Annotated in this window: 25 protein-coding genes; 12 read left to right on the forward strand and 13 right to left on the reverse strand. The window is 62.8% G+C overall.

The genetic code is table 11. From position 1 onward, the window contains the following. Window positions 1-11 precede the first annotated feature (11 nt). Window positions 12-620 carry a MarC family protein gene (locus tag ABIE35_RS12050; RefSeq protein WP_354515167.1) on the reverse strand — a complete coding sequence of 203 codons (609 nt, stop codon included), beginning with the start codon at window positions 618-620 and terminating at the stop codon, window positions 12-14. A 13-nt stretch (window positions 621-633) separates the two neighbouring features. Continuing rightward, window positions 634-1,479 (reverse strand): PHP domain-containing protein, encoded by an 846-nt coding sequence (locus ABIE35_RS12055; protein WP_354515169.1) that lies wholly within the window; start codon window positions 1,477-1,479, stop codon window positions 634-636. Window positions 1,480-1,559: 80 nt separating this feature from the next. Here ABIE35_RS12055 and ABIE35_RS12060 point away from each other — a divergent pair, with 80 nt between their 5' ends. After that, window positions 1,560-3,134 (forward strand): aminopeptidase P family protein, encoded by a 1,575-nt coding sequence (locus tag ABIE35_RS12060; RefSeq protein ID WP_354515171.1) that lies wholly within the window; start codon window positions 1,560-1,562, stop codon window positions 3,132-3,134. Window positions 3,135-3,234: 100 nt separating this feature from the next. On the opposite strand, the gene ABIE35_RS12065 is transcribed toward ABIE35_RS12060, so the two are convergent. Continuing rightward, window positions 3,235-4,059 (reverse strand): YflT domain-containing protein, encoded by an 825-nt coding sequence (locus ABIE35_RS12065; protein ID WP_354515173.1) that lies wholly within the window; start codon window positions 4,057-4,059, stop codon window positions 3,235-3,237. 76 nt (window positions 4,060-4,135) lie between these two features. Between ABIE35_RS12065 and ABIE35_RS12070 the strand changes: the two genes are divergently transcribed. From ABIE35_RS12070 to ABIE35_RS12080, 3 genes are read left to right on the forward strand one after another with little or no spacing between them, the layout of a single operon-like run. After that, window positions 4,136-5,419 (forward strand): magnesium transporter MgtE N-terminal domain-containing protein, encoded by a 1,284-nt coding sequence (locus ABIE35_RS12070; protein WP_011775428.1) that lies wholly within the window; start codon window positions 4,136-4,138, stop codon window positions 5,417-5,419. Further along, window positions 5,400-6,131, forward strand: coding sequence for a DUF1003 domain-containing protein (locus ABIE35_RS12075; RefSeq protein ID WP_354515175.1), 732 nt, complete (start codon window positions 5,400-5,402; stop codon window positions 6,129-6,131). The genes ABIE35_RS12070 and ABIE35_RS12075 overlap by 20 nt, the downstream gene beginning before the upstream one ends. A 4-nt stretch (window positions 6,132-6,135) precedes the next feature. Continuing rightward, window positions 6,136-7,263, forward strand: a complete 1,128-nt coding sequence (locus ABIE35_RS12080; protein ID WP_354515177.1) for an Mrp/NBP35 family ATP-binding protein — start codon at window positions 6,136-6,138, stop codon at window positions 7,261-7,263. Window positions 7,264-7,299: 36 nt separating this feature from the next. Here the strand turns inward: ABIE35_RS12080 and ABIE35_RS12085 are convergent, their stop codons facing one another. From ABIE35_RS12085 to sigE, 3 genes are read right to left on the reverse strand one after another with little or no spacing between them, the layout of a single operon-like run. Continuing rightward, on the reverse strand, window positions 7,300-7,704 hold the full coding sequence (locus ABIE35_RS12085) for a twin-arginine translocase TatA/TatE family subunit (protein WP_354515179.1): 405 nt from the start codon (window positions 7,702-7,704) through the stop codon (window positions 7,300-7,302). A 31-nt stretch (window positions 7,705-7,735) separates the two neighbouring features. After that, on the reverse strand, window positions 7,736-8,650 hold the full coding sequence (locus ABIE35_RS12090; protein WP_354515181.1) for a hypothetical protein: 915 nt from the start codon (window positions 8,648-8,650) through the stop codon (window positions 7,736-7,738). A 7-nt stretch (window positions 8,651-8,657) separates the two neighbouring features. Beyond that, window positions 8,658-9,281, reverse strand: coding sequence for an RNA polymerase sigma factor SigE (sigE, locus tag ABIE35_RS12095; RefSeq protein ID WP_207594103.1), 624 nt, complete (start codon window positions 9,279-9,281; stop codon window positions 8,658-8,660). A 238-nt stretch (window positions 9,282-9,519) separates the two neighbouring features. Between sigE and ABIE35_RS12100 the strand changes: the two genes are divergently transcribed. After that, window positions 9,520-10,152, forward strand: coding sequence for an O-methyltransferase (locus tag ABIE35_RS12100; RefSeq protein WP_026539968.1), 633 nt, complete (start codon window positions 9,520-9,522; stop codon window positions 10,150-10,152). 63 nt (window positions 10,153-10,215) lie between these two features. Here ABIE35_RS12100 and ABIE35_RS12105 read toward each other — a convergent pair whose 3' ends face one another. The 4 genes from ABIE35_RS12105 to ABIE35_RS12120 all read right to left on the reverse strand — a co-directional run bounded on the left by ABIE35_RS12105 (window position 10,216) and on the right by ABIE35_RS12120 (window position 13,103). Beyond that, entirely contained in the window at window positions 10,216-10,383 is a 168-nt protein-coding gene (locus ABIE35_RS12105) for a DUF3117 domain-containing protein (RefSeq protein ID WP_089595685.1), read from the reverse strand. Window positions 10,384-10,609: 226 nt separating this feature from the next. Beyond that, complete coding sequence (locus tag ABIE35_RS12110; RefSeq protein WP_354515226.1) at window positions 10,610-11,827, reverse strand: hypothetical protein; 1,218 nt, start codon at window positions 11,825-11,827, stop codon at window positions 10,610-10,612. A gap of 77 nt (window positions 11,828-11,904) precedes the next feature. Further along, window positions 11,905-12,237, reverse strand: coding sequence for a DivIVA domain-containing protein (locus tag ABIE35_RS12115; RefSeq protein WP_354515184.1), 333 nt, complete (start codon window positions 12,235-12,237; stop codon window positions 11,905-11,907). A 26-nt stretch (window positions 12,238-12,263) separates the two neighbouring features. After that, a complete protein-coding gene (locus ABIE35_RS12120; protein WP_354515186.1) occupies window positions 12,264-13,103 on the reverse strand; it encodes an LOG family protein in 840 nt (279 codons plus the stop codon). Window positions 13,104-13,266: 163 nt separating this feature from the next. On the opposite strand from ABIE35_RS12120, the gene ABIE35_RS12125 reads away from it, so the two are divergent. The 4 genes from ABIE35_RS12125 (at window position 13,267) to ABIE35_RS12140 (ending at window position 16,601) form a co-directional block, all read left to right on the forward strand. Further along, window positions 13,267-14,022, forward strand: a complete 756-nt coding sequence (locus ABIE35_RS12125; protein WP_026539964.1) for an amino acid ABC transporter ATP-binding protein — start codon at window positions 13,267-13,269, stop codon at window positions 14,020-14,022. Between the two features lie 73 nt (window positions 14,023-14,095). Beyond that, window positions 14,096-14,971: a glutamate ABC transporter substrate-binding protein gene (locus ABIE35_RS12130; protein WP_354515188.1), complete on the forward strand. Its 876-nt coding sequence runs from the start codon at window positions 14,096-14,098 to the stop codon at window positions 14,969-14,971. Between the two features lie 92 nt (window positions 14,972-15,063). Further along, entirely contained in the window at window positions 15,064-15,714 is a 651-nt protein-coding gene (locus ABIE35_RS12135) for an amino acid ABC transporter permease (protein WP_354515190.1), read from the forward strand. Next, complete coding sequence (locus ABIE35_RS12140; RefSeq protein WP_354515192.1) at window positions 15,711-16,601, forward strand: amino acid ABC transporter permease; 891 nt, start codon at window positions 15,711-15,713, stop codon at window positions 16,599-16,601. The genes ABIE35_RS12135 and ABIE35_RS12140 overlap by 4 nt, the downstream gene beginning before the upstream one ends. A gap of 77 nt (window positions 16,602-16,678) precedes the next feature. On the opposite strand, the gene dapE is transcribed toward ABIE35_RS12140, so the two are convergent. Further along, window positions 16,679-17,803: a succinyl-diaminopimelate desuccinylase gene (gene dapE, locus ABIE35_RS12145; RefSeq protein ID WP_354515194.1), complete on the reverse strand. Its 1,125-nt coding sequence runs from the start codon at window positions 17,801-17,803 to the stop codon at window positions 16,679-16,681. An 85-nt stretch (window positions 17,804-17,888) separates the two neighbouring features. Between dapE and dapD the strand changes: the two genes are divergently transcribed. Then, a complete protein-coding gene (dapD, locus tag ABIE35_RS12150; RefSeq protein ID WP_354515196.1) occupies window positions 17,889-18,914 on the forward strand; it encodes a 2,3,4,5-tetrahydropyridine-2,6-dicarboxylate N-succinyltransferase in 1,026 nt (341 codons plus the stop codon). A gap of 13 nt (window positions 18,915-18,927) precedes the next feature. Next, window positions 18,928-19,770 (forward strand): transglycosylase SLT domain-containing protein, encoded by an 843-nt coding sequence (locus ABIE35_RS12155; RefSeq protein ID WP_354515198.1) that lies wholly within the window; start codon window positions 18,928-18,930, stop codon window positions 19,768-19,770. A 63-nt stretch (window positions 19,771-19,833) separates the two neighbouring features. Here ABIE35_RS12155 and ABIE35_RS12160 read toward each other — a convergent pair whose 3' ends face one another. After that, the gene (locus ABIE35_RS12160) at window positions 19,834-20,445 is read right to left on the reverse strand and encodes a hypothetical protein (RefSeq protein ID WP_354515200.1); all 612 of its coding nucleotides are present in this window, start codon (window positions 20,443-20,445) and stop codon (window positions 19,834-19,836) included. Window positions 20,446-20,532: 87 nt separating this feature from the next. After that, window positions 20,533-21,159, reverse strand: coding sequence for a TetR/AcrR family transcriptional regulator (locus ABIE35_RS12165; RefSeq protein ID WP_354515202.1), 627 nt, complete (start codon window positions 21,157-21,159; stop codon window positions 20,533-20,535). A gap of 80 nt (window positions 21,160-21,239) precedes the next feature. On the opposite strand from ABIE35_RS12165, the gene galE reads away from it, so the two are divergent. Continuing rightward, on the forward strand, window positions 21,240-22,280 hold the full coding sequence (gene galE / locus ABIE35_RS12170) for a UDP-glucose 4-epimerase GalE (protein ID WP_354515204.1): 1,041 nt from the start codon (window positions 21,240-21,242) through the stop codon (window positions 22,278-22,280). Window positions 22,281-22,408 lie beyond the last annotated feature (128 nt).

Genomic DNA, 22,408 nt, shown 5'->3' on the forward strand with positions numbered 1-22,408 from the left:
GCCGGGCGTGCTCAGGCGACGCCCTTCACGAAGGCCGTCACGGAGTCCGCGATCATTTGCACGGCAATGGCCGACAGAAGCAGACCGGCAATCCGGGTGACAAGCTCCACGCCGTTTTCGCCCAGCACGCGCTGCACCACGCCCGCGAAGCGCATCGCCAGGTACAACGAGCCCAGAACCACGGCAATCCCCAGCCCCACGGCTAGGTACTCGGACAGCTGGCTGGACTGCTGAACGAAGACCATCACGGCAACGATCGCACCGGGTCCAGCCATAAGTGGCGTCCCCAACGGAACGAACGCCACATTTTTGTACTTGGCCGCATTTTCCTCGCCGCTGGTGGAACCGGTCAGTAGCTGAAGGGCAATGAGCACCAGCAGCAGGCCGCCAGCGCCCTGCAAGGCCGCCAGCGAGATATGCATGTAATTGAGGATTGATTGGCCGAAGATCGCGAACACCACAATGACGCCGGTGGCCACCAGCAGTGCCTGGAAAGCGGAGCGGTTCCGGTCCTTGGCCGACATCTGGGCCGTTAAGGACATGAAGATCGGGACGGTACCCGGTGGGTCCATGATCACGAACAAAGTGACAATCACCGAGGCGAGCAGCTGCAAATCCACTAAAGGACCCCTCTCAACGAACCACCGTGCTGCCTGTTGCCATCTCCTCAATCCGGGCCAGAACCGCGGGCGAGGTGGTGTTCTCGCCCAACAGGTTCGGTTTCCCCGCTCCGTGATAATCGGAGGATCCAGTGATGAGCAGGCCATGCTCTGCAGCCAACATGCGCAGGAAGTCGCGTCCCTCCTCGGGGTTGTCACGATGTTCAACCTCGAGCCCCAGCAGGCCGGCATCAATCATCTCCCGGTAGGTCCGCTCCCCCACGATGCGTCCTCTCGAAGACGCCACAGGATGGGCGAAGACGGGAACGCCGCCTGCGGCACGGACAAGCTCGACGGCGACCGCAGGGTTGGGTGCGTAGTGCTGAACGAAGTATCGCGAGTGTGAGGTGAGGATGGAGGTGAATGCCTCCGAGCGGTCGGCAACGACGCCGGCAGCGACCAAGGCATCCGCAATATGGGGGCGCCCCACGGTGGCACCCGGAGCCACGTGATGGATGACGTCGTCCCAGGTCAACGGGTAGTCCTCGGACAACAGGGTGACCATGTGCTCCGCACGGGTAAGGCGGGCATCCTTGGATTTGGTGATTTCCTCCAGCAGACCCGCATGGGCGGGGTCATGCAGGTAGCTCAGCAAGTGGACACTGATGCCCTGTTCCGTCCGGCAGGAGATCTCCATTCCCGGAACAAAGGCGATGCCATGTTCGCGGGCGGCCGCAGCGGCCGGATCCCAGCCATCCGTGGAGTCATGGTCGGTCAGCGCCACCGCGTCCAAGCCTGCCGTGACAGCAGAAATGATCACCCCGGCGGGTGTCTCGGTTCCATCGGAAACGTTGGAGTGCGCATGCAGGTCTATCCTCACTTTCCCAGCCTAGGGGATGCGGGCGAGCTTGGCGGGTTGCGCCGTTGGCCTCCTCAACGAACTGGTGGGACGATGTAACGGTGAACGATGCCGAAAACACCCAAAACTCGTCCTCCCAGCCGCTGCAGGAGCGTGTCAACAACCGCTCGCAACGGCCCACATCAGATGCCTTCAAGGCGTTCATGGCCAGCAACTGGGCGCCTGCCCCGCAGGTGACCCCTGCGCGTGACGCCGTTGCAGACCACGCTGCCCGCCGCCGTCGTACTATTTCAGAACAGTTCAAAGGCGAACGTCTGGTCATCCCGGCTGGTCCGCTGAAGGTCCGATCCAACGACTGCGACTACCGTTTCCGCCCGCACTCCGGATTTGCCCACCTCACCGGTTTGGGTTTGGACCACGAGCCTGACGCCGTCCTCATCCTGGAGCCGGTGGCTGAAGGAAAGGGCGACGACGGCGGTCACCATACCGCCACGCTGTACTTCCGTCCGCTGGCCGGCCGCGATACCGAACAGTTCTATGCGGACTCCCGCGCAGGCGAGTTCTGGATCGGCGCCCGTCCCACCCTGGCCGAGTTCGAAGCCAGGCTCGGCCTGCCCACCGCACACATCTCCGAACTGGAAATGGCCATCACCAAGAACGTGGGAGCACCCGAAATCGGTGGCATCTCCATTCGTTTGGCCCGCAAGGTGGATGAGAACATCGATGCCCTGGTGGACACCGCCCGGTACAACACTGCCAAGGATCCCGAAACGCTGGACCTCGGTGAACTGGATGCCTTGGACGAAAAGCTCAGTGAAGCACTTTCCGAACTGCGCCTGATCAAGGACGAGTGGGAAATCGAGCAGATGAAGATCGCCGTCGCGGCAACCGTGGAGGGCTTCGCCGACGTCGTCCGCGCCCTTCCCCGCGCCCTGACACACAACCGTGGTGAGCGTGTTGTTGAAGGCGCCTTCTTTGCCCGCGCCCGTGAGGAAGGCAACGAGCTCGGCTACGACACCATTGCAGCGTCCGGCAACAACGCCACGGTCCTCCACTGGAACCGCAACTCGGGTACCGTCAACGCCGGCGAACTCCTGCTTCTGGATGCCGGGGTGGAAGCCGATTCCCTGTACACCGCGGATGTCACCCGTACCCTGCCCGTCACCGGCACGTTCACCGATGTCCAGCGCAAGATCTATGAAGCCGTACTGGACGCCGCCGACGCCGGATTCGCAGCTGCCCAGCCGGGCGTGAAGTTCCGCGACATCCACACGGCCGCCACCACGGTCCTGGCCGAGCGCCTCGCTGAGTGGGGCCTGTTGCCCGTTTCAGTGGATGAAGCCATCAGCCCCGAAGGCCAGCAGCACCGCCGTTGGATGCCGCACGGTACCAGCCACCACCTTGGCCTTGACGTCCACGACTGCGCCCAGGCCAAGCGCGAGCTCTACCTCGATGGGATCCTCACCGAGGGCATGGTGTTCACCATCGAGCCAGGCCTCTACTTCAAGAACGAGGACCTTGCCATTCCGGAGGAATACCGCGGGATCGGCGTCCGGATAGAAGACGACATCCTCATGACCGCGGACGGCCCCGTGAACCTTAGCGCCGCATTGCCGCGCAAGGCCGACGACGTCGAGTCATGGATGGCAGGTATCTACCAGGACGCGCAGGGCTAAGCGGCTCCGCTTTCAACACGACTACAGCGCAAAGGGAAGGCCACCGGATCCCCGGTGGCCTTCCCTTTGCGCTGGTCAGCTGAAATAAGTGGCAGAGAGTCTACTGCTTGGAAGAACCCTCGGAGCCGGGCTGTTGTCCGTCCTCCTGCGGCGCGTTCTGCGGTGCGTTCTGGGCGTCGGTGACTCGGACGCCGTACTGCGGACGGCCGTCAGGGAGGTCCGGGTAGCGAACGGCTGCCGGTGCCGGCTGGGGTACGGGCGCCTGGTTCCCGGCAGGTACGTTCTGGCCCTCAGGAACGCCCGCGGTTGATTCGGGTCCGCGCTGGCCATAGGGGTCGTTCCAGGTGGAAGGCCGCTCAGGCGCCTGGCCGGGCTGCTGAAGCGGGGCGTTCTGCGGGTTGTAGTTGGCGGGCTGCGCCGTGGCCGCCTGCGACGGGTTCATAGGCAGTTGCTGGAGCAGCCGGCGGGCTTCGTGGGCTGCTTCGACGGCAACGATAACGTCATAGTTGGTGGCCACCACCTGGCTGGTGGAGGTGAAGTCACGCTTTCCGCGTTGGGTGGCGTACGTGACGATCCCGAACAGCATGAAGAACGCAGCACCCATCAGCACTGAAGTGATGATGGAGAATGGCCCACCTGCCGGTGTGAAGAAGGAGAGCATCACGCCAACAAAGAGGCCAAACCACATGCCGCTCAAAGCACCGGACAATGCCACCCTCGGATAACTCAGCCGGCCAGTCACCCGCTCTACCATTTTGAGGTCGTTGCCCACGATCGACACAAGCTGCACAGGGAACTGCTGGTCCGCGAGGTAATCCACCGCCTTTTGGGCATCCAAATACGAGGTGTATGAGCCCACCGTGTCACCTTGCGGGACGCTGCGGGCTTCCTCAACGGCTTTGGGGGCACCAAAAATGTTTGACATAGCCCCATTGTGTCTCATGGACATGTGAACAGGCTGGAATTCAGCTAAAAGAGAGCAGACTCGGTAGCCTGTAAACATGAGCACACATCCTTCACGCGTCTTTGTCGCGCGCCTGCTCGGCCTGGACGTCTTCGACCCCTTGGGCGATCGTCTGGGCCGGTTGCGCGACGTCGTGGTGCTCTCCCGCGGCACCCGAGGGGCGCCTCATGTGGTGGGCATAGTGGTGGAGGTGCCGGGGAAAAAGCGTGTCTTTGTCCCCATGACCCGCATTACGTCCATTGACCAGACGCAGATCATTTGCACCGGCCTGGTCAATTTACGCCGCTTCGAGCAGCGGGGCGCCGAAACGCTGGTGGTTGCCGAGATGTTCGACCGCCGCGTGACCCTTGCCGACGGCAGCGGAGATGCCACCATCGAGGACATCGCCATGGACCAACACCGGTCCAAGGACTGGTTTGTCAGCAAGTTGTTCGTCCGCCGCGGACACTCACTGTCACCGTTTGGCAGGCTCCGCCGCAACGAGACGCTGATCATCGATTGGGCCGACGCCCAGACCGGCGCCCACAACGAGCCTCAGGCTGCCACGCAGTTCGTGGCCACGCACGAAGACCTGAAACCTGCCGACTTTGCCGAAGCCCTTCAGGAGATGAGCGATAAGCGGCGATTTGAAGTGGCCAGCGAGCTTCAGGATGAGCGTTTGGCGGACGTCCTGCAGGAACTGCCGGAGGACGACCAGGTGGAGATTCTCTCCGCCCTCGACGTGGAGCGGGCCGCAGACGTCCTCGAAGAGATGGACCCTGACGACGCCGCCGACCTCCTCGCCGAGCTTCCCTCGGCCCAGGCGGAAGAGCTGCTGCAACTCATGGAACCCCAGGAAGCCGAAGACGTCCGACGCCTCCTGGAGTACGACGAAGACACCGCCGGTGGCCTGATGACTCCCGTCCCGGTCATCCTGCCGCCGGAAGCAACTGTGGCCGAAGCTTTGGCCCACGTCCGCCGCGAGGAGCTCTCCCCCGCTCTGGCATCGTCAATCTTCATCGCGCGGCCTCCCCTGGAGACCCCCACGGGGCGTTTCCTGGGAGTTGTCCATATCCAGCAGCTCCTGCGTTTCCCGCCCCCCGAACCGCTGGGCAACCTCGTTGACAAGAATCTTGAACCCCTGTCGGACCAAGCCCACATCAGCGAAGTCGCCCGTACCCTTGCCACGTACAACCTCAATTCCCTACCAGTCGTAGACGACGACGGCCGCCTTGTGGGGGCGGTGACTGTTGATGACGTGCTGGATCACCTGTTGCCGGATGACTGGCGCGCCCACGAGGACGACGCCCCTATAAGGAAACTTGGAGGCCGCATTGGCTGATAACAACGCCGCACGATCCCCCAAGGCGGCAGGACGCGCAAGCAGCAGCCTCGACACCCCACTGAGTGGCCGGCAACGGATCCTGCCGAAGTTCTCTCCCAACCCGGATGCTTTCGGCAACGCAACCGAAGGCTTCGCCCGGTTTATGGGCACGCCGACGTTCCTCGTCTATATGACGGTGTTCTGTGTGTTCTGGCTTGCGTGGAACTCTTTCGCCCCCACGGACTGGCAATTCGACCGCATGGAGCTGGGCTTCACCCTGCTGACGCTGATGTTGTCACTCCAGGCCTCGTACGCTGCGCCGTTGCTCCTTCTGGCCCAAAACCGGCAGGATGACCGGGACCGTGTTTCACTCCAGCAGGACCGCCAGCGTGCCGAACGCAATCTCTCCGACACCGAGTACCTAACGCGGGAGCTGGCGTCTCTCCGCATCGCCCTGCGTGAAGTAGCCACCCGTGATTATGTCCGTACCGAACTCCGGAGCCTCCTGGAAGACATCATCGATGCCCAGGAGGAGCTTCGCGAGAGCGAATCCGCCGCGGACGGCACAGAGTCTCCTGGCGAGAAGGTCAAGGAGAAGCTGAAGGAGAAACGCGACAAGTCCCGTGGCCCCCGCACACAGCAGATACCCAAGGTCCGCCAGCCGCGAGCCACAGGACCGCAGCACTCTACTGCAAAACCGTCGCCTGAAACTCCTGAAAGCCGAGCCTGACTCTATGAGCACCGCATCTGCCGAGGCGCTGCATGCTGCCTTGGCTACAGTCATCGATCCCGAACTACGCCGGCCCATCACGGAGCTTGGAATGGTGGAATCGGTGTCTTGCGACGACGCCGGCACAGTCCATGTCGCCGTCCTGTTGACTATTGCCGGCTGCCCCCTTCGGGAGACCATCACGCAGGACGCCACTGCGGCTTTGTCGCGGGTGGAGGGCGTCAAGTCCGTGGACGTGGAGCTGAAAGTCATGAACCAGGCACAGCGTGAAGCGCTCAAGGAACAGCTCCGCGGTCCAGGCGGCCAGCGCGGCATACCGTTCACCAAGCCGGGCTCCCTCACCAAGGTGTACGCCGTAGCCAGCGGAAAAGGCGGTGTGGGGAAGTCCTCGGTCACCGTTAATTTGGCCTGCGCCTTGGCTGCACAGGGTCTTCGGGTAGGCATCGTTGATGCCGACGTCCACGGCTTCTCAGTACCCGCTTTGATGGGCATCACCCAAAAGCCCACCCAGGTGGATGACATGATTCTGCCGCCGGTGGCCTACGGCGTTAAGGTCATCTCCATTGGCATGTTCGTGGCCGGCAACCAGCCGGTAGCCTGGCGCGGTCCCATGCTGCACAGGGCCTTGGAACAATTCCTCACGGACGTCTATTTTGGCGACCTCGACGCTCTCTTCCTCGACCTGCCTCCCGGCACGGGCGACATTGCCATTTCCGTGGCCCAGCTGCTGCCCAATGCCGAGATTCTGGTGGTGACCACGCCGCAAGCCGCTGCCGCGGACGTCGCCGAACGCGCTGGAACGATCGCCACCCAGACGGGCCAGAAAGTGGCCGGCGTCATCGAGAACATGTCATTCCTGGAAATGCCCGACGGCGGCAGGATGGAATTGTTCGGAAGTGGCGGTGGCGCCATCCTGGCTGGGCGGCTGAGCGCTGCCGTCGGCAGCGAGGTTCCCTTGTTGGGCCAGATTCCCTTGGATATCCGGCTGCGGGAAGGCGGTGACGCCGGAAAACCCGTGGTCTTGGCAGCGCCCGAAACTGCGGCCGCGAAGGCTATGCAGGACGTGGCCTCGGCCTTGGCCTCACGGCCCCGCGGACTGTCAGGTCTGTCACTGGGGATCGAACCCCGCTGATGCTTGCCGCTTGCTGGTGCGGCAGTATCAATCGGGTCAGGTTGCTTCGGAATCGAAGGGTGCAGCTTCGCCTTCAGCCAGCCGTTCGATGACCCGGGTGGGGGCCTTTGGCTTGGTCTCCACGGATGCAGCCGCGGCAGCAGCCGTTGCGGCAACGGCAGGCGCTCCAGCGCTCACGGGCTTGGTGTCGTCATCCAGCAGTGCATCCTTGATGATGCGCCGGGGGTCGTATTGCCGGGGGTCATACTTCTTCCAGTCGACGTCATCGATATCGATGCCGACTTCTTCCTTGATCTGCTCACGAGCACCCGACGCCATCCGACGGACTTCCTTGACCAGGTTGGCAAGCTTTTGAGTGTATTCGGGCAAACGGCTGGGACCGATGACGAGTACGCCGATAATCAGAAGGAGTATGAACTCCGGGCCGTTGATTCCAAGCACGCTACGAAGATTACCTTGTCTGTGGTGTCGCTCATAAACCGGCGGGTCGAAGAAGGGTCTGGAGCCCACGCAGCAGCCTCGCGTACCAGGCTTCGCCCTCTTCGCCGGGCTGATCAACTGCCATGGATTCGCCTGCGCGGACGATTTCAGGGACCGCGTCATCCGCAGTGTCAGCAGGAAGGTCCGAGGCATAACTGATCACTGCAGCGGGCATGGTGTATACGGCCTTCCACGGGCTCCCCTGCGTGACAGAAAGCCGTGCCGACGTCGTTGGTCCCTGAGCTGGCTGATCAGCCGGTAGATGCTCCTCCACAATGATGGCGTAGTGGCCGTTGCTTTCCAGCCTCATTTCCACCGCCGGATGCCCGTTGTGCATAGTGCCGTGGGCCGAGACCACCGTGAAGCCCATTCCTGCAAGCTCAGGGCACGCCCACCCTTCTTCCCGCAGAGCGTCCAGTTGGGGAGGGCTCAAGCTGACAATGCTGCCGGCACGGAATACAGGTCCCGCCATGCTTTCCACCGGGTTTCCTGTCCACGCTCCGGCAAAAGCACCGACGTTGCTGGTTCCGGCGCGGACCTGTGGAACGTCGTCACCGGCCACCACGTACGCGGACACCCCCAAGGCACCGGCGCTGACAGCCAAGGTGCCGGCTGCGACGCCCGCGAGGCGAAGTCCCCGGCGGATGCCGCTGGACGTAGCCTGGGCGGCAAGGTCCTGGCCAGTCTCATTAGCAAGGCGCTCAGTGTGCTGGATCAGCCGCGCGGCAAGGTCCTGGCTGGCCTCGGGCACCGAAGCACCCCGAAGACGTTCAAGGTACTGCCGTTCCCGGTGAAGGGCGCTGCTGCATTCGGCGCATTCCTGAACATGGGCCGGGTTGCGGGTATGGCGCAGGGCAGCCAGTTTGCGCCGGGACAAAAGTCCCGGACGACGAGGATGTCGAGGCATCGACGTCCTACAGGATGCTTGCGATGCGCGGCATCTTCAGGCGCGGCTTGCGGGCCTCGGCCGGACGGGGATCGCGGTGGGCGAGTTTCTCCCGCAGCATGGTCCTGCCACGGTGGATGCGGGACCTGACGGTTCCCAGCTTGACGCCCAGCGCTTCTGCAACCTCGTCGTAGGAAAGGCCTTCGAGATCGCACAGCACGACGGCGGCGCGGAAGTCCGGCGGCAGCTCTTCCAACGCGCGCTGGACATCCAGGTCAAGGTTGTTGTGTTCGAAGCTCTGCTCCGGACCGGGTTCGCGGCCGGGCAGGCGGGACTCGGCGTCCTCAGCGAGGGCATCGAAACGAATCCGGCTCTTGCGCCGGGCCTGGTCAAGGAACAGGTTGGTGGTAATGCGGTGCAACCAACCATCCAAAGTTCCCGGCTTGAAATTCTCCAGCGACCGGAACACCCGGACAAAGACCTCCTGGGTGAGGTCCTCGGCGTCGAACTTGTTGCCCGTCAGGCGATAGGCGAGGCGATATACCTTGGCGGAGTGGTTGGCCACCACTTCCTCCCAGCTGGGCATGACCCAGTCAGCAACGCCGTCAATGCTTTCCGATGTTTGGACTGGCGCAGCATGCAATGCCGGCATCGTCCACTCCCCTCAAACTGTGGTTCACCGAATCCTTCGGCGCCGGCCACCTCATGGATGATCGGAGCATTATCATCCCAAGGTTGTCTGGGAATTTCCTGACTGGCGAAAGTTTTTTCCGCAGGGCTGAAGACGAGGCTGGACACAGCTGCAGGACGGTTGCCCAACAGCGGGTTTACGTGTGCTTACACAGTAGTCTTGGTACAAACACCCCTACCCGCGGAAAGCGAAACCCTTCATGAGTGCCGACAAGTCAAGCAGCTGGTCCTATGCAGAAGATCTGCCTGCTGAGGATGACGTCTTGTTGCGCGCCAGGGAGCGGTCTTTCGAGCTGGGAGTCACACCCATCAGCCCCGGCGTGGGCGCGGTGCTCACGGTCCTCGCTGCCGCATCCAAGGCACAGACAGTGGTTGAAGTCGGTTCGGGAGCCGGAGTGTCCGGCGTTTGCCTGCTCCGCGGATTGAGCCCCCAGGCAGTCCTGACCACCATCGACGTTGACGTTGAACACCTCAAAGCGGCCAGGGAAGCGTTCCTGGAATCCGGCAGCCCGGCCAACCGCACCCGCACCATTTCGGGCCGCGCGGCCGACGTCTTGCCGCGCTTGACGGATTCGGCCTATGACCTCGTCTTCATCGACGCCGACAAGCCCAACTTCCCGAAGTACGTTGAACAGGCCATCCGCCTCCTCAAGTCCGGCGGCACGCTGGTGATCAACGACGCCCTGGACAAAGACCGCGTAGCCAACCCGGCGGCTCGTGATTCCACCACCGTGGTGTTGCGGCAGATTGGAAAGGCCATCCGCGACGACGATCGGCTGGCTTCGGCAATGCTGCCCACCGGCGATGGACTGCTGGTGGCCGTCAAGAGGTAGGGCGCCGGCCTTCCTTAAACCAAAAAGCAGGGCCCCGGCTCAGCCGGGCCCTGCTTGGTGTATCTATCCAGTCACGCCTACGAGGCATTCCTTGAGGTTCTCCGCCTCAGCGGCGTTGAGCTCGACCACAAGCCGTCCCCCGCCTTCGAGCGGCACACGCATGATCAGGCTGCGTCCCTCTTTGGTAACTTCCATCGGGCCGTCGCCAGTACGTGGTTTCATCGCCGCCATTAGGAAAATCCCCTCCATTTGTCCCAAGTCACGCCCAACCCGGCCGGGCTGGATCCGCGTCGCAATTGCAGCCGGCGGCAACGCTTGGGAGGCCGCCTTGGCCGGGCACTTTAAGGTGCTTGTCCTTGCTCTTAGACCATTATCCCGTACTTAACCGTCCGTAGCGAATCAGCACGCCATTTGTCCGGTCTTTGTACATATTGCTGTTCCCCGGCAAAGCTGCACGTCAGGGCGGATAGTCGCCTCCCCCGGGCAACTGGGCCCACGCCCACAGCCAGACCACCCAGACAATCTGGAGCAGGATGAACATGGCCACCACGGTTCCCCGGTATGCCTTGGATTTGGATAGCAGGGCTGCCCCGAGCGCCAGCGGGAACAGCGGCAGGAGCATACGGAACGTGCTGGTTTGGGGGTGCAGGAAAACCAACAGGTAGCCCATGTAACAGGCGCACCAAAGCCGCAGCTCCGTTCCGATGGCCCGTACCGGCCTGGACATCATCACCAGCACAAAGAGTCCGGCGAAAACGAAGGGAGCCAGTACTCCCAGCACCGGCCCGAACAACATCCGGCCGGTGTCAAACCAAGGTTTAAAGGGCACCAGGTCATGACCACGCCACGCTGTTTCAGTTCGGGTATAAGCCGCCGGATCCCCTGTGACGGCCCAGGCGATGGCGGGCCATGCCAGAGCCGCAAGACCCGTGGCGAACACGAGGACGGCCAGGGATACCAGGCCACGTGTCGACGTCGGGTCTGTGGCCTTACCGGCATTTCCTGCAGTGCCATCCGCCGGCAGCGCCGTTGGTGACTGCCGGATACGTTGCCATAACCGCCCCAGGAACAGCAGCCCCAGCATGGCGGCAAAAGGCACCCCGGTGGGCCTGGACAGGCACATCAGGAGCACCACGGGAATGGCCGCAAAGTAACGGCGTCTGACCACGAGCAACAGCGACGACGCCAGGAGCAGCAGGTTCAGCGACTCGGCATACGGGACCTGCAGGATGGCAGACACCGGGAAGGTGGAAACGAAAATGACGCCCCACATGGCGGTGCGCCGCCCCGCGAACTCCCGGAACAGCAGGTAAATGACCAAGGCAGCGCCAAGGCCCGCCAGCATTGCGATGGCCGTCAGCGCGGGCAAAGTCCCCATCCCGGTGATGGCGGACAAGCCTCGGCCCAGGAAGGGAAACAGTGCGTAGAATGCCCAGGCGTTTTCCTTGACTACGCCGTTGGCGTCCACTGGAAGATCTGCGGGATAGCCCTTGTCTGCCGCCTCCTGGTACCAGCGCCCGTCCCAGATGGTGATGAAGTTCCAATAGTCCGGTGCCGGTGGAAACCACGGGTTGGGGCCTTGATGAATGGCTGCGGCCATGAAAATACACGCACTGACGAGTCTTGCACCCACGAAGACCAAGGAAACCTGGAGCCACCATGGCCACGCCGACATCCTTGCGGCCACAGCTGCGGCAGAGCGCGAAATCCGTTCCGCGGGCCCCTGCCCGGCCTTGCTCCGGGTCTGTGGGCTCACGGCTTGATCCGGCCGGGCTCGCCGTCCCCAAGCCGCGGCTGCGCCTGCGCGCTGAGTCGTTCGATCTCCTGGTCTTTGGCCTGCAACTGGTCCCGCAGGTCATCGAGGACCTGGTCAACCTGGTCCATGCGATATCCCCTCAGCCCCAGGGCGAAACGCAGCGAATCGACGTCGGACGGCTTGGCCTTGGACGGCAGCACCACGGGAGGAAGGTTGGGTACGGGGTCGTCAAGGCCTGCGCCAATCGAGCGTCCCCGGACAATCCCGGCTCCGAGGTACAGCACAGCGCCGATGAGGACAATCGCGAGAAACACCAGGAAAAAGCTCACAGGACCATCGTGCCAGAAACGGCCGGCTATTCCGGGCGCTGATTTCCATTGGGAGCAGGAGGCAGCGGTGCTCCGTGCAAAACGCGGTGCACGGCGTCCGCGGGGTCATCCACCAGTTGGATCAGGTCAAGGTCCTTTTCAGACACCATGCCCTCCGCCACGAGGGTCTCCCGTATCCACTCGATCATAGGTCCCCAGAACCTGACCCCCAGGAGCACGATGGGGAACGAGGTCACCTTGCGGGTCTGCACCAGCACCATGGCCTCGAAAAGTTCATCCAAGGTGCCGAGGCCGCCAGGCAGGACCACGAAGCCCTGCGCGTACTTGACGAACATGGTTTTGCGGGCGAAGAAATACCGGAAGTTAATGCCCAGGTCCACCCACTGGTTGAGTCCTTGCTCGAACGGCAGTTCGATGCCCAGGCCTACGGAGACCCCATTGCCTTCCACAGCACCCTTGTTGGCCGCTTCCATGGAACCCGGCCCTCCACCGGTAATCACGGCGACGCCGGCTTCGGCGAGCTTGCGTCCGACGTCGACGGCCATGTCGTAGTACTCGGTTCCTGGCTTGGTCCGTGCGGAACCGAACACGCTGACGGCCGGGCCGAGGTCAGCAAGCGCTCCGAAGCCCTCCACGAATTCGCTCTGAATCCTCAGGACGCGCCATGGATCGGTGTGGATGAACTGTCCAGCGCCACTCGTGTCCAGCAAATGTTGGTCCGACATCCCCGTATCCGCTTGTTTGCGGCGAAGCTCCAAGGAGCCCTTGTGCTTGGCCGGGGCGATGTCCGAGGGCAGGGGCACTTGGCTGGCCCTGACCTGGCCGTTGGCATCCGGGTGGGGTACTGGGTGCTGGCTGATGCTCATTGCCCAAGGCTAGCGCTTACAGCTGCCTGCTCCGTTGCTGCGACCCGGTTCTTGCATTGCAGTCTGGTATATCGCTGTGGGGCAGGTTTCTGTTCAGTCACGATCTTGAGGAAGTTGCCGTGACCGTGGTCATATTTGCTTCTTTGTTCGCTAGATTCGTCGTATGACTACTCAAGCGTCCGGCGATGCCCTCGTCTCCCTGAATGGCGTCAACAAGCATTACGGTCAACTGCACGTCCTCAAGGACATCAACCTTCAGGTCAAGAAGGGTGAAGTGGTAGTGGTAATCGGACCCTCAGGATCCGGTAAGTCCACACTGTGCCGTGCCATCAACCGTTTGGAAACCATCGACGACGGTGACATCGCCATCGACGGGAAGAAGCTTCCCGAAGAAGGCAAGGACCTCGCTCACCTGCGTGCCGACGTCGGAATGGTCTTCCAGTCCTTCAACCTGTTCGCCCACAAGACGATTCTTGAGAACGTCACGTTGGGTCCCATCAAAGTTAAGGGTGTGGCCAAGGGCACGGCCGACAAGGAGGCCATGGCCCTCCTTGAGCGCGTTGGTGTTGGGCACCAGGCTCCCAAGCTTCCTGCCCAGCTCTCCGGTGGCCAGCAACAGCGCGTGGCCATCGCACGTGCTCTTGCCATGAAGCCGAAGGTCATGTTGTTCGACGAGCCCACGTCCGCGTTGGACCCCGAAATGATCAACGAAGTCCTTGACGTCATGATCCAGTTGGCCAAAGAAGGCATGACCATGATCGTGGTCACCCACGAGATGGGCTTTGCCCGCAAGGCTGCCGATCGCGTGGTGTTCATGGCTGACGGCCAGATTGTGGAAGACGCTACTCCCGAGGAATTCTTCACCAACCCGAAGAGCACCCGGGCCAAGGACTTCCTGTCCAAGCTTTTGACCCACTAGCTCTTTACCGCCGCACCCAGGCCGTAAAGACCGCACCCAGGCCGTAAGACGGCCAATCTATGAAAGGAATGTCATGAAGGCTTTCATTACCCGGAGGAAATCACTCCTGGTGGCCGCTTCCGCAGCCCTCGCCCTGTCGCTGAGCGCATGTGGCGGCGGCACCACCACCACTCCCCCGGTTGCTTCGGCCAGCTTCGAGGCCGGCACTACCATGGAGAAGCTGAACAAGGCCCAGAAGATCACCATCGGCACCAAGTTTGACCAGCCGCTGTTCGGCCAGAAGGGCCTGGACGGCAAGCCTGTCGGTTTCGACGTCGAAATGGGCAAAGCAATCGCTGCCAAGCTGGGTATTCCCGCTGACAAGATCGAATGGGTAGAGACTGTCTCCCAGAACCGCGAATCGTTCATCGAGCAGGGCCGCGTTGACCTGGTCATCGCCACCTACACCATCAACGATGCCCGGAAGGAAAAGGTAGCCTTCGCCGGACCATACTACGAAGCCGGCCAGGCACTCCTGGTGAACAAGGACGACACCTCCATTACCAAGCCTGAGGATGTCGCCGGCAAGAAGGTCTGCTCCGTCACGGGCTCCACCCCGGCAAAGACCATCGCCGAGAAGTACAACGCCGAGGTAGTTCCAGCTGCCACGTACACCGCTTGCTTGGAGCCGCTGCGCAACAAGCAGGTAGTTGCAGTAACCACGGACAACGTGATCCTCGCCGGCTACGTGGACAAGGAACCGGATGCCTTCAAGCTCGCTTCGGATGAAACCTTCACCAAGGAGCCTTACGGCATTGGCCTGAAGAAGGACGACACCGTCTTCCGCAACTGGATCAACGACCAGCTCGAGGCATTCCAGAAGGACGGCGACTACAAGAAGGCTTGGGAAGCCACAGCAGGCAAGGTCATCAAGACCACTCCTGAACTTCCTGCGATCAACCGCTACTAGTCGGGATCCGTTGACTGCCGCCGCCCACCCGGACGGCGGCAGTTGACGACTCCAGGACCCTGTTCCCTGATTAGCTGCAGCCAAAGGAAGCCATGGACGCCGTCATAGCAAGCCTCCCCGAATACTGGGACGGATTTCTCCGAACCCTTTATCTCTCCGTAATTTCAGGAATCATTGCCCTCCTTGTCGGCACACTCCTGGCGGCCATGAGGGTTTCCCCCGTGGCTGCACTCCGCGGTTTCAGCATGTTTTATGTTGAAGTCGCGCGTAACACCCCGTTGACCATCATTTTCTTCTTCGCAGCCATCGTTCTCCCCCGGTTGGGCGTCAAGTTCGAGCAATTCGAAGTGGCCGCCATCATCGCGCTGAGCAGCTACACGGCAGCCTTCATCGCCGAAGCAGTCCGTTCGGGTGTCAACAGCGTGCCGGTGGGCCAAGCAGAAGCTGCCCGCAGTATCGGCATGACCTTTACCCAGGTCCTGGGCTTCATTGTCCTTCCCCAGGCCGTCCGTACCGTCGTCCCCCCGTTGATCAACATCCTGATCGCCTTGGTCAAAAACTCTTCGGTGGCCGGCGCGTTCTTCGTCCTCGAGCTCTTCGGTTACGGCCGCCAGCTCTCCAACGACTACGGTGACCAAGTCCTGTGGATCCTGCTCGGGGTGGCCTTCTTCTACCTCCTGATCACGGTGCCCTTGGGCCTTCTGGCGCACTTTGTTGAACGAAAGGTGGCGATTGCCCGATGACCTCGGTCCTGTACGACGTCCCCGGGCCCAAGGCCCGCCTTTACTCGCTCCTGGGATCCGCAGCCGGAATCCTGATCATCCTGGGTGTCCTTGCCATCGCCGTCACTACGCTGGCACAGCAGGGCATTTTCGATGCAGACCGCTGGGAAATCTTCTACGGTCCCATGGCCCCGGATGTCTGGAGCCTGATCGGCCAAGGCATCCTCTCGACGTTGGCTGCAGCCGCGGTCGCGGCAATCATCGCCTTCCCTCTGGGCATTGCTCTCTGCCTGCTGAGGATCTCCCTGATCGCCTGGATCCGCATTCCCACCCAGGTGGTCCTCGAGTTCCTCCGCGGCATGCCCGTGGTCCTCATGATGTTGTTTGTCCTGCTGGTCTTCGCAACCGGACAGTTCCAGGCCGTTGTTGTTGGCTTGGTTCTTTACAACGCGGCCATCTTCGCTGAAATCCTTCGTGCCGGCATCCAGTCCCTTCCCAAGGGACAACGCGAAGCTGGTTTGGCGATCGGTCTCCGAAGCTTCCAGTCACGGATGTCCATCGAGTTCCCTCAGGCCGTCCGCCGGATGCTTCCCTCCTTGGTCGCCCAGTTGGTGGTTTTGCTCAAGGACACCTCGCTCGGCTACATCGTGGGCTACGAGGAACTGCTGCGGAAGATCCAGATCATGGCCGACTTCCTCGGTCCGGACTTCCTGTTCCCGGCCTTCTTCGTCGGTGCCGCGATCTACATCCTGATCAACCTGACGGTTTCACGGATCGCCATCATGATTGAACGCCGCGGTTCCAAGAAGGCCGCCGGTGGCGTGGCTCCGCCCAGTCTCCGGACCGGACTCGTGGTGGGCGGTAACGACCCCATGGCCAAGGACTCCATCGAAGGTCCCAAGCCATAGTCCTGCACCAACACCAAGAAGGTCCGCAGCCATCAGGCTGCGGACCTTCTTTTTTCTGCTGCGGCGAAGCTCCCGGGCTACGGCGCCAGCCACGTCCTCAGTGCCCGGAGGCACTCACGGATGGCATCGGCGTCGACGTGTTCGTTGTCCTTGTGCGCCAGCAGTGGGTCACCGGGTCCAAAGTTCACCGCAGGGATTCCCAGTTCACTGAAACGCGCGACGTCGGTCCAGCCGTATTTGGGCTTGGGCTCGGCACCGACTGCGGCCACGAAGGACGCGGCAGCGGGATGGTTCAGACCGGGCCGCGCGCCGGCAGCGGCGTCGGTACGGACGACGTCGAATCCTTCCAGCAGGTCCCGGACGTGGGCCTCGGCCTGGTCCGGTGACTTGTCCGGAGCGAAGCGGTAGTTGATCTCCACCACGCAGCGGTCCGGGATGACGTTGCCCGCAGTTCCACCGTTGATCTTTACTGCGTTCAGGCTCTCGCGGTAATCGAGGCCGTCCACGTTGATGGTCTGCGGCTCGTAGGCAGCGAGCCGCGCCAGGATGGGGGCAGCGCCGTGGATGGCATTGATGCCCATCCACGCGCGGGCTGAGTGCGCCGTTTCACCGATGGTAGTGGCCTCAAAACGGCTGGTCCCGTTGCATCCACCTTCCACTGTGCCGTGGGTCGGCTCAAGCAGGATGGCGAAATCGCCCTGCAGCAGGTCACCGTGGTTGCGGACCAACCTTCCAAGGCCGCTCTTGACCGCTTCCACTTCTTCATGGTCATAGAAGACGAAGGTAACGTCCTTGTCCGGCTCCCGACCGTCGTCGAACAGTGTTGCCGCCAACGCAAGCTGCACCGCAACGCCGCCCTTCATGTCCGTCGTCCCGCGGCCGTACAGCACACCTTCGCCCGGAACGCCGGATTCCCACGTGGCTGGAACGGTGCCCAGCGAACCCTCCACGGTGGGCAACGGCACGGTGTCCAGATGTCCGGCCAGGATGACGCGCTCCGGGCGGCCAAGTTCGGTGCGGGCAATGATGGCGTCGCCGTCGCGGACCACCGTGTAGGCGGGCATGGCCCGCAAGGCGGACTCGACGGCGTCGGCGAGCTCGGTTTCATTGCCGGAAACGCTGTTGAAGTCAATGATGGCGGCCGTCAGCAAGGCAACGTCCTGGCGCAGGTCAAGGAGGGCGGGAGCAGGGTTCAAGGTCACCCGTCCAGCCTAATGCCCGCAAATGCGACCTCCATGGCATGAGACGGGTTTTAACCGACCTCCGGGTGCTGGATACACTTGCCCCATGACTGAAACTGCTTCCTCTGCTGTGCCCACAGACGCTCCCGCCAACCTCCGATCAGCCTACGGATTCGGCCTCGCCACTATCGCTACCTCGGCCTCCGGGGAAGCAACCGTGCTGGATGTCTGGTACCCGGCTCCCGCCTTGGGCGTTGCGGCCGAAACCCTGCGCGATGTTGAGAGCGCCGATCCCACGCTCACTGCGCTGGCCAACGACGGCAAGGATGCCGACCGCGGTACGGAACAGAAAGTGGTTTTCGCCCAGATCGACCTCGACGCCGCCCCGGCAGACACCGCCGACGCGTACCTGCGCCTGCACCTCCTCTCGCACCGTCTGGTCAAGCCGAACAGCATCAACTTGGACGGCGTCTTCGGCAAGCTTCCCAACGTGGTGTGGACCAACTTCGGTCCGGCAGCCGTGGACGGTTTCGAGCTGACGCGCGCCCGCCTGCGCAAGCGCGGCAACGTAGTGGTGTACGGCGTGGACAAGTTCCCGCGGATGGTTGACTACGTTGTTCCCACTGGCGTGCGCATTGCCGACGCCGACCGCGTCCGCCTGGGTGCCCACCTGGCCGAAGGCACCACCGTGATGCACGAAGGCTTCGTGAACTTCAACGCCGGCACCCTGGGCACTTCCATGGTGGAAGGGCGCATCTCTGCCGGCGTCGTGGCAGGCGACGGAACTGACGTGGGCGGCGGAGCGTCCATCATGGGCACGCTCTCCGGTGGCGGCAAGGAAAAGATTGCCCTGGGCGAGCGGGTCCTGCTCGGCGCCAACTCCGGCGTGGGCATCAGCATCGGTGACGACTCCGTTGTGGAGGCCGGCCTGTACGTCACCGCCGGTACCCGCGTCCGCGTTCCGGGTCCCAAGGACGAGAACGGCGAGGACACCAGCAAGATCATCAAGGCCGTGGAACTCTCCGGGGTCCCCAACCTGCTGTTCCGCCGCAACTCCACCACGGGCGGCGTGGAAGTCCTTCCGCGCAAGGGCCAGACGGTGGAGCTCAACGAGGCCCTTCACGCCAACTAGCAGGAGGACACCCGTGCGCCGGTTCCGCCGCGCCATCGTTGCGGTGCTGGCTTTGGCCCTCGTAGCAGGTGCCATCTACGCGATCGTTACTGTGCTGCAGCGCTCCGAGACTTTGGTCGCGGAGCGCTGCGTCGCCGTCGTCGGCTCTGAAAGCCACGAACTCGCCACGGACCAGGCAGCGAACGCTTCCCTTATTACCGCCATTTCCGTCCAGCGTGGGCTGCCTCCCCGGGCTGCGAGCATTGCCCTAGCCACAGCCATGCAGGAATCCCGGATGCGCAACATCAACTATGGTGACGACGCCGGTCCCGACTCCCGCGGGCTTTTCCAGCAGCGGCCGTCGCAAGGCTGGGGCACTGAAGCCCAGGTCATGGACCCCATCTACGCCGCCAATGCGTTCTTTGACGGCTTGGTCAAAGTCCCCGGCTACGAGTCCATGGAGATCACCCAGGCCGCCCAAGCGGTCCAACGATCAGCTTTCCCCCGTGCCTACGCCCAGCACGAAGGCATGGGCAGGGCCTTCGCTTCTGCGCTCACTGGGCACTCGGAGGCTGCGCTGAACTGTGAACTGCGCATGCCCGAAGCGGCCGGTGACCCTGCCGTCGTCGTCGATGAACTTACGGCGGCGTTCGGCACGCAAGCGGCTACCATTCAGGGGCGCTCGGTGCAGCTGGACCTCACAGGGACGCAGGCATGGGCCGTTGCCCATTGGGCCGTGGCCAACGCCAAGACGCTGTCCATCACGCAGGTGGACGTTGGAGGCCGCGCCTGGAACCGGGAGAAGCGTGACGGCTGGCAGGCATCGCCGGCTCCCTCCGGAGCGGTCACCATCACCGTCTCAGCCCCCGCCACCTGAGTTTTTGTACAGCTCCTGCCCGGAAAAGCGGATCTTAAGGGCCGTATCTGTCCAAAAGCTCCCTCAGGCGAGAATTTCAACGACCGGCTGGACGTAGCTGCGGAAGACGTCGGGCTCGGCCAACAGCCTGTGGCTCATGATCATTGTGCTGGGCTCCAGATACCAGGCACGTGGTTCGTTCAAAGGCAGCTCAATGATGGTCAGTTCGAAATTGCGGGAACTGCGCCCGACTTCCAGCAGCCGGTCCTCCACCATCTCGTTGAGGACCTGGGTCACACCGTTGGCTTCACGGGCAGCTTCGAGGTCGGCGTACTCGTCGATCCTGTCGGTGGCCCATCCCAGGGCCGAACCGAAGTGGGCCTGTAGGACACGTTGGAGTGCCGGTGAGTTACCGAAGGCCTTAAAGCTGGGTGGTGCCAGTTCCGAGGCGGGCTTGGGATAAGACTTAACCAGGCTTTCCCACCAGGCTTCCCACTCGGTCTTGAGGGCGTGGATACCCCCGACGTCGGAGGTCAGGTGGCTGTGGTCGGCATGCCGGACTTTGGGGGCTGCGTGGGACAGGCTCGGTCTACCGGCGCCATCCAATCCGGCGACGTCCCGCAAGTACAAGGCGATGAGCATCGGCCCGGACGTGTCCATGGTGATGCGCCATCCCGGGCCGCCTGACTCGTGCATCCGAATTCCTCCCTTGGCAGGTTCCCGACATCTCCCAGTCTATTCCCGTTGGGTCAGGACGGTAGGGGCGTGGCTCACTGCATCTCCCTATTGGGCCGCGGGCATGCCGGCAAGGGACCGCAGATGGGCGGTGAGGACATCGCTGCACATCTCGGCAGTCATCCACTCGGGCTGCAACAGCGCGTGCATGCACAAGCCGTCCATGGTCGCCAGGAGCCGCTCCGCCTCTGCCACGAGGGTTTGTTGGGCATCGGCTCCCCCAGGGCTCAGGTGCATGATCAGACGTCCGACGACGGCCGCTACAGCGCGGTGGCTTCGCTCGGCTTCGGCTGCGAGGACAGGTTTGATACGGGCGGCATGCCTGAAGGCCATCCATACGCAAGCATCCACGGCGAGTTCCTCATCCAGCGGCAGGAATTGGCCCAGAAGGTTCAATACTGCAGCTTGCTGTTCCGGGCTGTCCGGCGCCTCCTGTTCGACAGCTGCCATTGAGGACTCAAGCCTCCCGGCAATCCGGTCAATCACAGCGCCAAAGGAAAACACCAGGAGGTCGTCGCTGCTGGCAAAGTAGTGCCGGACGGAGCCCACTGCCAGTCCGGCCTCATCGGCCACTTCCCGGAGGGATGCCCGTTCCAGGCCATCGCTGGCAATGATCCGGAACACGGCTTGGACAACTTCCTGGCGCCGGGCTTCGGCATCAACAATTTTGGGCACCAGTAGTTTTTAGCACGAACGTGCTTCAACACCGCTCAACACAGAGCGGCGTGGCTCCAATTTCCGCTAGCGTAGACATCATGAAAATTCTTGTCACGGGTGGCACCGGCTACATCGGTTCCCACACCGTTTTGTCCCTTCAGGAAGCCGGCCACGACGTCGTCGTGCTGGATAACCTCGTGAACTCCAGCGAGGAATCCCTTCGCCGGGTCTCGGAGCTCACCGGCAAGACCGCCGCGTTCCACAAGGTGGACCTGGTGGATGAGCCCGCCGTTGAGGCAGTGTTCGACCAGCACCAGATCGACGCCGTGATCCACTTCGCTGGCTTAAAGGCCGTAGGAGAGTCCGTCCAGGAGCCCCTCGCCTACTACTACAACAACATCGTGGGCACCCTGAACCTGCTCCGCGCCATGGACAAGCACAACGTGCGCTCCATCGTCTTCAGCTCTTCGGCCACGGTGTACGGCGAGCACAACCCCATCCCGTACATCGAGAAGATGGAAATCGGCGCCAACAACCCATACGGCCGGACCAAGGAACAGATCGAGGACATCCTCTCGGACCTGGGCAACGCGGACGACCGCTGGCATATCGCACTGCTGCGCTATTTCAACCCGGTGGGCGCACACCCGTCAGGCCGCATCGGCGAGGACCCCCAAGGCATCCCCAACAACCTGGTTCCGTTCATCGCACAGGTGGCTGTGGGACGCCGCGAGAAGCTCATGGTCTTCGGCGGGGACTACGACACCCCTGATGGCACAGCACAGCGCGACTACATCCATGTGGTGGATCTGGCCGACGGCCACGTAGCAGCCCTGAACTATATCGCTGGGCGCCCAGGCGTTCGGCGCTGGAACCTTGGCTCCGGCCGCGGCTCCTCAGTGCTGGAAGTGCTGCGCTCCTTTGAGAAGGCCGTCGGCCGGCCGATTCCGTACGAGATCACTGGCCGCCGTGCGGGAGACCTCCCCGCCTTCTGGGCCGACGCGTCTTCCGCACTCGCGGACCTCGGTTGGTCCACCACCAAGAACGTGGACCAGATGTGCGAGGACCACTGGCGCTGGCAGAAGAACAACCCCTACGGGTACAACGCTGCCGAGCCGGCCGCGGCGACCAGCGCTTAGGCGACCAGCGCCTCAGTAACCAACGACGGCGGGCGCCCCCCCCGGGGGGGGGGGGGGGGGGGGGGGGGGGGTTTGTGTTAATTAGGTATATAATTTGGGGGGGGGTTTGGGGGGGGGCGCCGGCGTGT

Source organism: Paenarthrobacter sp. 4246 (assembly GCF_040546855.1).
GTDB lineage: Bacteria > Actinomycetota > Actinomycetes > Actinomycetales > Micrococcaceae > Arthrobacter.

What these genes read in the sequence shown, in the direction of transcription:
- ABIE35_RS12065 (WP_354515173.1), bottom strand. Translation starts at nt 4,059, where the DNA reads ATGTCAAACATTTTTGGTGCCCCCAAAGCCGTTGAGGAAGCCCGCAGC.
- ABIE35_RS12070 (WP_011775428.1), top strand. Translation starts at nt 4,136, where the DNA reads ATGAGCACACATCCTTCACGCGTCTTTGTCGCGCGCCTGCTCGGCCTG.
- ABIE35_RS12080 (WP_354515177.1), top strand. Translation starts at nt 6,136, where the DNA reads ATGAGCACCGCATCTGCCGAGGCGCTGCATGCTGCCTTGGCTACAGTC.
- ABIE35_RS12090 (WP_354515181.1), bottom strand. Translation starts at nt 8,650, where the DNA reads ATGCCTCGACATCCTCGTCGTCCGGGACTTTTGTCCCGGCGCAAACTG.
- sigE (WP_207594103.1), bottom strand. Translation starts at nt 9,281, where the DNA reads ATGCCGGCATTGCATGCTGCGCCAGTCCAAACATCGGAAAGCATTGAC.
- ABIE35_RS12100 (WP_026539968.1), top strand. Translation starts at nt 9,520, where the DNA reads ATGAGTGCCGACAAGTCAAGCAGCTGGTCCTATGCAGAAGATCTGCCT.
- ABIE35_RS12105 (WP_089595685.1), bottom strand. Translation starts at nt 10,383, where the DNA reads ATGGCGGCGATGAAACCACGTACTGGCGACGGCCCGATGGAAGTTACC.
- ABIE35_RS12110 (WP_354515226.1), bottom strand. Translation starts at nt 11,827, where the DNA reads ATGTCGGCGTGGCCATGGTGGCTCCAGGTTTCCTTGGTCTTCGTGGGT.
- ABIE35_RS12120 (WP_354515186.1), bottom strand. Translation starts at nt 13,103, where the DNA reads ATGAGCATCAGCCAGCACCCAGTACCCCACCCGGATGCCAACGGCCAG.
- ABIE35_RS12125 (WP_026539964.1), top strand. Translation starts at nt 13,267, where the DNA reads ATGACTACTCAAGCGTCCGGCGATGCCCTCGTCTCCCTGAATGGCGTC.
- ABIE35_RS12130 (WP_354515188.1), top strand. Translation starts at nt 14,096, where the DNA reads ATGAAGGCTTTCATTACCCGGAGGAAATCACTCCTGGTGGCCGCTTCC.
- ABIE35_RS12135 (WP_354515190.1), top strand. Translation starts at nt 15,064, where the DNA reads ATGGACGCCGTCATAGCAAGCCTCCCCGAATACTGGGACGGATTTCTC.
- ABIE35_RS12140 (WP_354515192.1), top strand. Translation starts at nt 15,711, where the DNA reads ATGACCTCGGTCCTGTACGACGTCCCCGGGCCCAAGGCCCGCCTTTAC.
- dapD (WP_354515196.1), top strand. Translation starts at nt 17,889, where the DNA reads ATGACTGAAACTGCTTCCTCTGCTGTGCCCACAGACGCTCCCGCCAAC.
- ABIE35_RS12160 (WP_354515200.1), bottom strand. Translation starts at nt 20,445, where the DNA reads ATGCACGAGTCAGGCGGCCCGGGATGGCGCATCACCATGGACACGTCC.
- galE (WP_354515204.1), top strand. Translation starts at nt 21,240, where the DNA reads ATGAAAATTCTTGTCACGGGTGGCACCGGCTACATCGGTTCCCACACC.